Genomic DNA, 6460 nt, shown 5'->3' with positions numbered 1-6460 from the left:
GACAGCGTTTCGAGAAAATGAGCGGGTGTGAATTCAAGCGTGCCAAGCGAAATGAAGATGATGCTGCTCAGGCAAAGTGCTGCCGTGATCAGTGTCAGACTGAAGATGCGATAGCTCAGCGCGCACCATATGAGGGCCGGCAGCGAGAACGCCAGCGAGCCGGGACCTTTGATCCAGTAGCTGATGGCCTCCAGCGCAATGACAGACAGCAAAGGCAGGACGCGGCGCATGGGGGAGGGCTCGGTCCAGTTCGGTGCAGGCTGCTTGCGTGTCGGCCAGGCCAGAACAATGGGTAAAAATGTCATGTAGTTCAGCCACTCGCTGCTCAACCACATGGAGAAAGCCTGCCAGTGCGGTGTTCCGAACACGGCAGTCACCACCGGCCCGCCCAGTATTGCTGCTGCCAGTGCGCCCATGCCGCTGCCGACAAAGAGCAGCAAGGCGGAAGACTGGCGTTGCATGAACAAGGTGGCGCGGCTTTGCCTGTGCATCAGCGCCCAGGCCATTCCGACGCCCGCCATATTGGCCATGCTCAGCAGGATCGCCACATCGAGCCGGCTGCCTGTCAGCAGATCCGCAGCGATATAGCCTGCCGAGACCGCCAGGATCGAGCCAGGACGCAGCCAGCCAGGCTTGTGCAGAAGCACCCCCAGCAGGAGCGCGTTGGCTGGCCAGATCGCCGAGAAAAACCCCAAAGGACGTCCCAGGATACCGAGTAAGGCTGCCACGAACACCATGCATCCCAGGGCGAGCGCGACCGTCCATGCCTGGGTGGCGGTGGTCTGTAGCGAAGGCGTTTGCTTGGGTGAGGAAGCTTCGGTCATGGAGGGGGATGCCGCGAGCGTTTCGTGTCGTGCTTTTCAGTGGCTGTTGGTGGATTTCGATGCCAATCGCCAAAGATGCCGGTTGTTGTCGCTCAATGTGCTGATGTTTTAACAAAAACATACAGAAAATCGGCCTCTTGCGCTGCATTGCAGTGGGCAATTGACGAAATTTTTCAATTGAAGGTTTCAATGGTGAAATCTGAAAGCAAAAAAGCCAGAGACTGGCTCTGGCTTTTTTGTGTTCTGCTGCAGCAGATGGAGTCGAAGGCTTAGACCCCGCGTGCGCGATCGGCCTTGAACTGGGTGCGAAACTGGGCAAAGCTGCCTGCGTCCAGCGCGTTGCGGATTTCCTGCATCAGGTTCAGGTAATAGTGCAGATTGTGGATGGTGGTGAGCATGGGGCCCAGCATCTCGCCGCAGCGGTCCAGATGGTGCAGATAGGCGCGGCTGAAGCCTTCGCGGCCGCCATCGTCCCAGCTCACGCCGCTCTTGCCCGCGCAGGCATGGCAGGTGCAGGTGGTGTCTATGGGCTGGTGATCCACCTTGTGACGAGCGTTGCGGATCTTCAGATCGCCGTAGCGCGTGAAGATGGTGCCGTTGCGTGCATTGCGGGTAGGCATCACGCAGTCAAACATGTCCACGCCATCGGCCACGCCTTGCACCAGGTCTTCGGGTGTGCCAACGCCCATCAGGTAGCGCGGCTTGTTGGCGGGCAGCAGATGCGGCGTGTGGGCCATGATCTCCAGCATTTCGTCCTTGGGCTCGCCCACGGAGACACCACCCACGGCATAGCCGGGGAAATCGATTTCCAGCAGACCCTGCAGCGATTCCTCGCGCAGATTGGTGTACATGCCGCCCTGCACGATGCCGAACAAGGCATTGGGGTTTTCCAGGCGCTGGAACTCCTCCTTGGAGCGCTTGGCCCAGCGACGGCTCATCTCCATGGACTTGCGCGCTTCGGCTTCGGTGGTCTTCTTGCCGTTGGTTTCGTAGGGCGTGCACTCGTCGAGCTGCATGACGATGTCCGAATTCAGAATCGTCTGGATCTGCATGCTGACCTCGGGCGACATGAACAGCTTGTCTCCGTTCACGGGGCTCTGGAAATGCACGCCTTCTTCGGTGATCTTGCGCATAGCACCCAGCGACCAGACCTGGAAGCCCCCCGAGTCGGTCAGTATGGGCTTGTCCCACTTCTCGAAGTCGTGCAGACCGCCGAAGGACTTCATGATGTCCAGGCCTGGACGCATCCACAGATGGAAGGTGTTGCCCAGGATGATCTGTGCGCCCATTTCTTCGAGGCTGCGCGGCATCACGCCCTTGACGGTGCCATAGGTGCCCACGGGCATGAAGATGGGGGTCTGGACCTTGCCGTGATTAAGCGTCAAGGTGCCACGGCGCGCGTGGCTGGTCGGGTCGGTCTTGAGAAGGTCAAACTGCAGCATAGCCCGCTATTTTCCCAGATGCCCGCAAGCACTGCTGCAATAGCCGGTGCTTGCCCCAGATTCGCAACCCGTCTTTGCAGCCTGGGCCTACACTGGTGCGCAAGACGAACAGGAGGTTGCCATGCTCAAGATCATGATTGCGGTGGATGGATCGGATGTCGCACTTGAGGCCGTACGCCACGGCATCAAGCTTTTGCAGAGCGGACTGGATGCTCACTTTGTGATAGCTCATGTGCAGAAGGAGGCCACGCTGCTGGAGCTTGCAACCACAGATTCAGATCTGATCGCCAACGCCAGCATCGAAGCCGGCATGGATCTGGTGGCGCCTGCACAGGATCTTCTCAAGGAAGCCGGGGCCTCCTATGAAGTGGAGATCAGCCTGGGCGAAGAGGCCAATACCCTGATCGATATTGCCGAGAGCAATGAATGCGATCAGATCATCATCGGTGCCACGGGCCAGAGCGGCCTGGGCAGCATTCTGATCGGCTCGGTCTCACGCGAGGTGGCCAGACACAGTCGGCTGCCGGTGACGATTGTGAAAATGCCCGAAGTGGCCGAGGCGGATGACAATTCCGCTGAAGATGCTGATTCCTGATTTGATAGCGCTATGTGATTGATCAATAAGCGCTGGAAGGAAATTTGATTGGAGGTCAGGCCGCACGGCGCTGCTGGCCGGATTCACGTCTTTGCCAGCTGCTGCGGCTGCCTGCACGATGGGCTGCAAATTTGCCATGCGGCATGCTGGCCAGACGCATCAGCATCCAGCGGCAATAGCCTTGCACGCTCAGGCATTTGTTGATTTCTTCTTCGGGCAGCGGCCCGGAGACCACGACCAGCCGGTTTGCGCCTTCCCAGTCTCCTGCCATGCGCAGCCGGCGTTGCGCGCCCATGGCCCAGGAGTGAATGCGGGTGGGGTGACCATGCTGGTGCACGCGGCCTGTGATTCGGTCAAACGCGATGGCGACCAGCTCGGTCTTGAGGCGATAGGGGCGCTCTCCCGTGATGGCGTTGGGCGCATCACGCATGTCGTAGAGATAGTAGAACCCGGACTTGAGCCGATATCGCAGATGCAGTAAATCCATGAACCATGCCCCCAAGCCTGTGTCACGCAGGACTGCGTGCAGGACATTCTCCATGAAATTGTCACAAAACGGTGTTTTTTCGGGCTCAGGCACTTTCTGGCGAGCTCAGCACCTGTCTGAGCTTGCCCAGTTGTTCATACAGATCGCTGGCGTTTTTGCTGCCCAGTGGAGTCAGCAACTGCTCAAGCCATAGCTCATGCGCGGCAGCCATGGCCTTGAACTGCTTTTTACCCGAGCGGGTCAGGCGCACGATCATGGAGCGGCGGTCTTCCTCGTCAGCCACTCGTTCCACCCAGCCTTCGGCCACCAGTTGATCGGTCAGTCCGGTCACATTGCCGCCGGTCACCATCAGATATTCCGACAGGGTCTTCATGCGCAGACCTTTGGGAAAGCGGCTGAGTTGTGCCAGGTAGTCAAAACGAGGCAAGGTCGTGCCGAACTCTGTGCGTAGCTGGCTGCGAATGACTTGCTCGATCTGTGTGCTGCAGGTCAGCAGGCGAAGCCACAGGCGCACGGCCTGATGGTCGGAGTGGGACAGGCCAGCCTCGCGTCCCGGGGCTTCGGGCATGTCGATGGAGAAATCCGGATTGTGTTGGGCCATGGTTGGCATGGTGCGCAAACTAACGTGCTTTGGGTTCAGGGTTTGGCCGGATTCTAGTGAAAATTTCATGCATTAATAATTTAGATATAAAGTAATTTTTCAAAAGCCAGGAACGGATCACTGTCATGAAAATTGTCTGCATAGGTGGTGGCCCCGCCGGCTTGTACTTCGCTTTGCTGATGAAGCAGATGAGCCCTGAGCATGAGGTGACGGTGGTGGAGCGCAACAAGCCCTACGACACCTTTGGCTGGGGCGTGGTTTTCTCCGATGCCACCATGGACAATATGCGCGACTGGGACCCGGTGACAGCCGCGCAGATCGAGCAGGCTTTCAACCATTGGGACGATATCGAGTTGCTGTTCAAAGGGCGCAAGATTCGCTCCGGAGGACATGGTTTTGTGGGGATTGGCCGCAAGCATCTGCTCAATATCCTGCAAGCACGATGCGAACAGCTGGGTGTGAACCTGGTGTTCGAGACCGATGTGCAAAGCGACGAGGACTATCCGGATGTCGACCTTGTGATTGCCTGCGATGGCGTGAACTCGCGCATCCGCAGCAAGTACGCCGACATCTTCAAGCCCGATATCGTCACCCGCCCCAATCGCTATATCTGGCTGGGGACGAACAAGGTCTACGAGGCATTCACCTTTGATTTCGTGCGCACGCCACATGGCTGGTTTCAGGCGCATATCTACAAGTTCGACGACAAGACCTCGACCTTCATCGTGGAGACCACGGAGGAATGCTGGAAAGCCAGCGGTCTCGACACCGCCGATCAAGAGCAGTCCATTGCCTTCTGTGAAAAGTTGTTCGCGGACAATCTTCAGGGCGAGAAACTGATGACCAATGTCCGCCATTTGCGCGGCTCGGCCTGGATCAACTTTCAGCGCGTGGTCTGCGATCAGTGGTGGTTGAAAAACCGCAAGGGCAGCCATGTGGTGCTGATGGGCGATGCCGTGCATACGGCACATTTCGCCATTGGCTCAGGAACCAAGCTGGCGATCGAGGATGCGATCGAGCTGGCACGCCAGTTCAAGCAGCGGGGTGATGCGGCTGCGCATATTCCCGAGGTGCTGGCGGCCTATCAGGAAGCGCGTCGCGTTGAGACGCTGCGCATTCAGAATGCGGCCTGGAATGCGATGGAGTGGTTCGAGGTCTGCGGCCAGCGCTATTGCGACCAGCTGGAGCCCGAGCAGTTCATGTATTCCATGCTCACGCGCAGTCAGCGCATCAGCCATGAAAACCTGCGCCTGCGTGATGCGCAGTGGCTTGGTGGTTATGAGAAATGGCTGGCCGAAAGAAACGGTGTCGCGGTCGATGCCAAGGCGCCGCCGCCCATGTTCCTGCCCTATACCCTGCGCGGCATCACGCTGAAGAACCGTATCGTGGTCTCTCCCATGGCGCAGTACTCTGCGGTTGATGGCGTGCCTGGTGAGTTTCACCTCGTTCACCTGGGGGCGCGTGCGCTTGGTGGCGCCGGTCTGGTGTTTGCCGAGATGGCCTGTGTCAGCCCCGAGGGGCGCATCACGCCCGGCTGCCCAGGTACTTATAGCGCTGAGCAAAAGCAGGCCTGGAAACGCATCAGCGACTGGATTCACACCAACACCGATGCCAAGTTCGCCATGCAGATCGGCCATGCGGGTGCCAAGGCCTCGACGCGGCTGGCCTGGGAAGGTACGGATCTGCCGCTGGAGCAGGGCAACTGGCCCGTCATGGCAGCGTCGGAGCAGCAATATCTGCAGGGAGTGAGCCAGATCTCCAGGGCCATGACACGCGCCGACATGGATGAGGTGCTGCAGCAGTTTGTGCATGCTGCGCAAATGGCGGCCGACATAGGCGTGGACTGGCTGGAGCTGCACTGTGCGCACGGCTATCTGCTGTCGGGCTTTATCTCGCCGCTGACCAATCAGCGCAGCGATGAATATGGCGGCAGCCTGGAAAACCGCTTGCGCTACCCGCTGGAAGTGTTCAAGGCCATGCGCGCCGTTTGGCCGCAGGACAAGCCCATGTCCGTGCGTATCTCGGCTCATGACTGGGTGCCTGGCGGCATCACGCCCGAAGATGCGGTACAGATTGCCAAGGCCTTCAAGGCCGCAGGTGCCGATCTGATCGACTGCTCATCGGGGCAGGTCAGCAAGCTCGAAAAGCCGGTGTTCGGCCGCATGTATCAAACCCCGTTTGCAGACCGCATCCGACAAGAGGCCGGTATTGCGACCATGGCCGTGGGCGCGATCAGCGAGGCCGACCATGCCAACAGCATCATTGCTGCAGGACGTGCCGATCTGTGTGCGATTGCCAGACCGCATCTGGCCAATCCGGCCTGGACGCTGACCGAGGCCGCCAAGATAGGCTACACGCCTATCGTCTGGCCCAAACAATACTTCCAAGGCAAGCGCCAGATGGAAGCCCTGTTCGAGCGCGAAAAGGCCTTGAAATGAAGCGCCCCCTGAGTCGCTGCGCGCCTTCCCCCCACTCTCCACACGCTGCGCGCTATGGGAGGGGGCGACACCC

At 59.2% G+C, this 6460-nt stretch carries 5 protein-coding genes and 1 pseudogene; 2 read left to right on the top strand and 4 right to left on the bottom strand.

What is annotated here, in order from left to right; all coding sequences use genetic code 11:
• Positions 1-824, bottom strand: a pseudogene (locus CSE6_RS21600) (diguanylate cyclase); the annotation flags it as partial.
• 269 nt (positions 825-1093) lie between these two features.
• A complete protein-coding gene (gene tgt, locus CSE6_RS21595) occupies positions 1094-2266 on the bottom strand; it encodes a tRNA guanosine(34) transglycosylase Tgt (RefSeq protein WP_034353010.1) in 1173 nt (390 codons plus the stop codon).
• A 121-nt stretch (positions 2267-2387) separates the two neighbouring features.
• Between tgt and CSE6_RS21590 the strand changes: the two genes are divergently transcribed.
• Positions 2388-2861 carry a universal stress protein gene (locus CSE6_RS21590; protein ID WP_012836812.1) on the top strand — a complete coding sequence of 158 codons (474 nt, stop codon included), beginning with the start codon at positions 2388-2390 and terminating at the stop codon, positions 2859-2861.
• A 55-nt stretch (positions 2862-2916) separates the two neighbouring features.
• Here CSE6_RS21590 and CSE6_RS21585 read toward each other — a convergent pair whose 3' ends face one another.
• On the bottom strand, positions 2917-3339 hold the full coding sequence (locus CSE6_RS21585) for a hypothetical protein (protein ID WP_046461468.1): 423 nt from the start codon (positions 3337-3339) through the stop codon (positions 2917-2919).
• 94 nt (positions 3340-3433) lie between these two features.
• Entirely contained in the window at positions 3434-3958 is a 525-nt protein-coding gene (locus CSE6_RS21580; RefSeq protein WP_012836814.1) for a MarR family winged helix-turn-helix transcriptional regulator, read from the bottom strand.
• Between the two features lie 116 nt (positions 3959-4074).
• Here CSE6_RS21580 and CSE6_RS21575 point away from each other — a divergent pair, with 116 nt between their 5' ends.
• Positions 4075-6387 carry a bifunctional salicylyl-CoA 5-hydroxylase/oxidoreductase gene (locus CSE6_RS21575; RefSeq protein WP_059441446.1) on the top strand — a complete coding sequence of 771 codons (2313 nt, stop codon included), beginning with the start codon at positions 4075-4077 and terminating at the stop codon, positions 6385-6387.
• Positions 6388-6460: the final 73 nt, after the last annotated feature.

The sequence above is a fragment of the Comamonas sp. E6 genome, from assembly GCF_001010305.1.
Taxonomy (GTDB): Bacteria; Pseudomonadota; Gammaproteobacteria; order Burkholderiales; family Burkholderiaceae_C; genus Comamonas; species Comamonas thiooxydans.
This window is presented reverse-complemented; position numbering and strand designations above follow the sequence as displayed.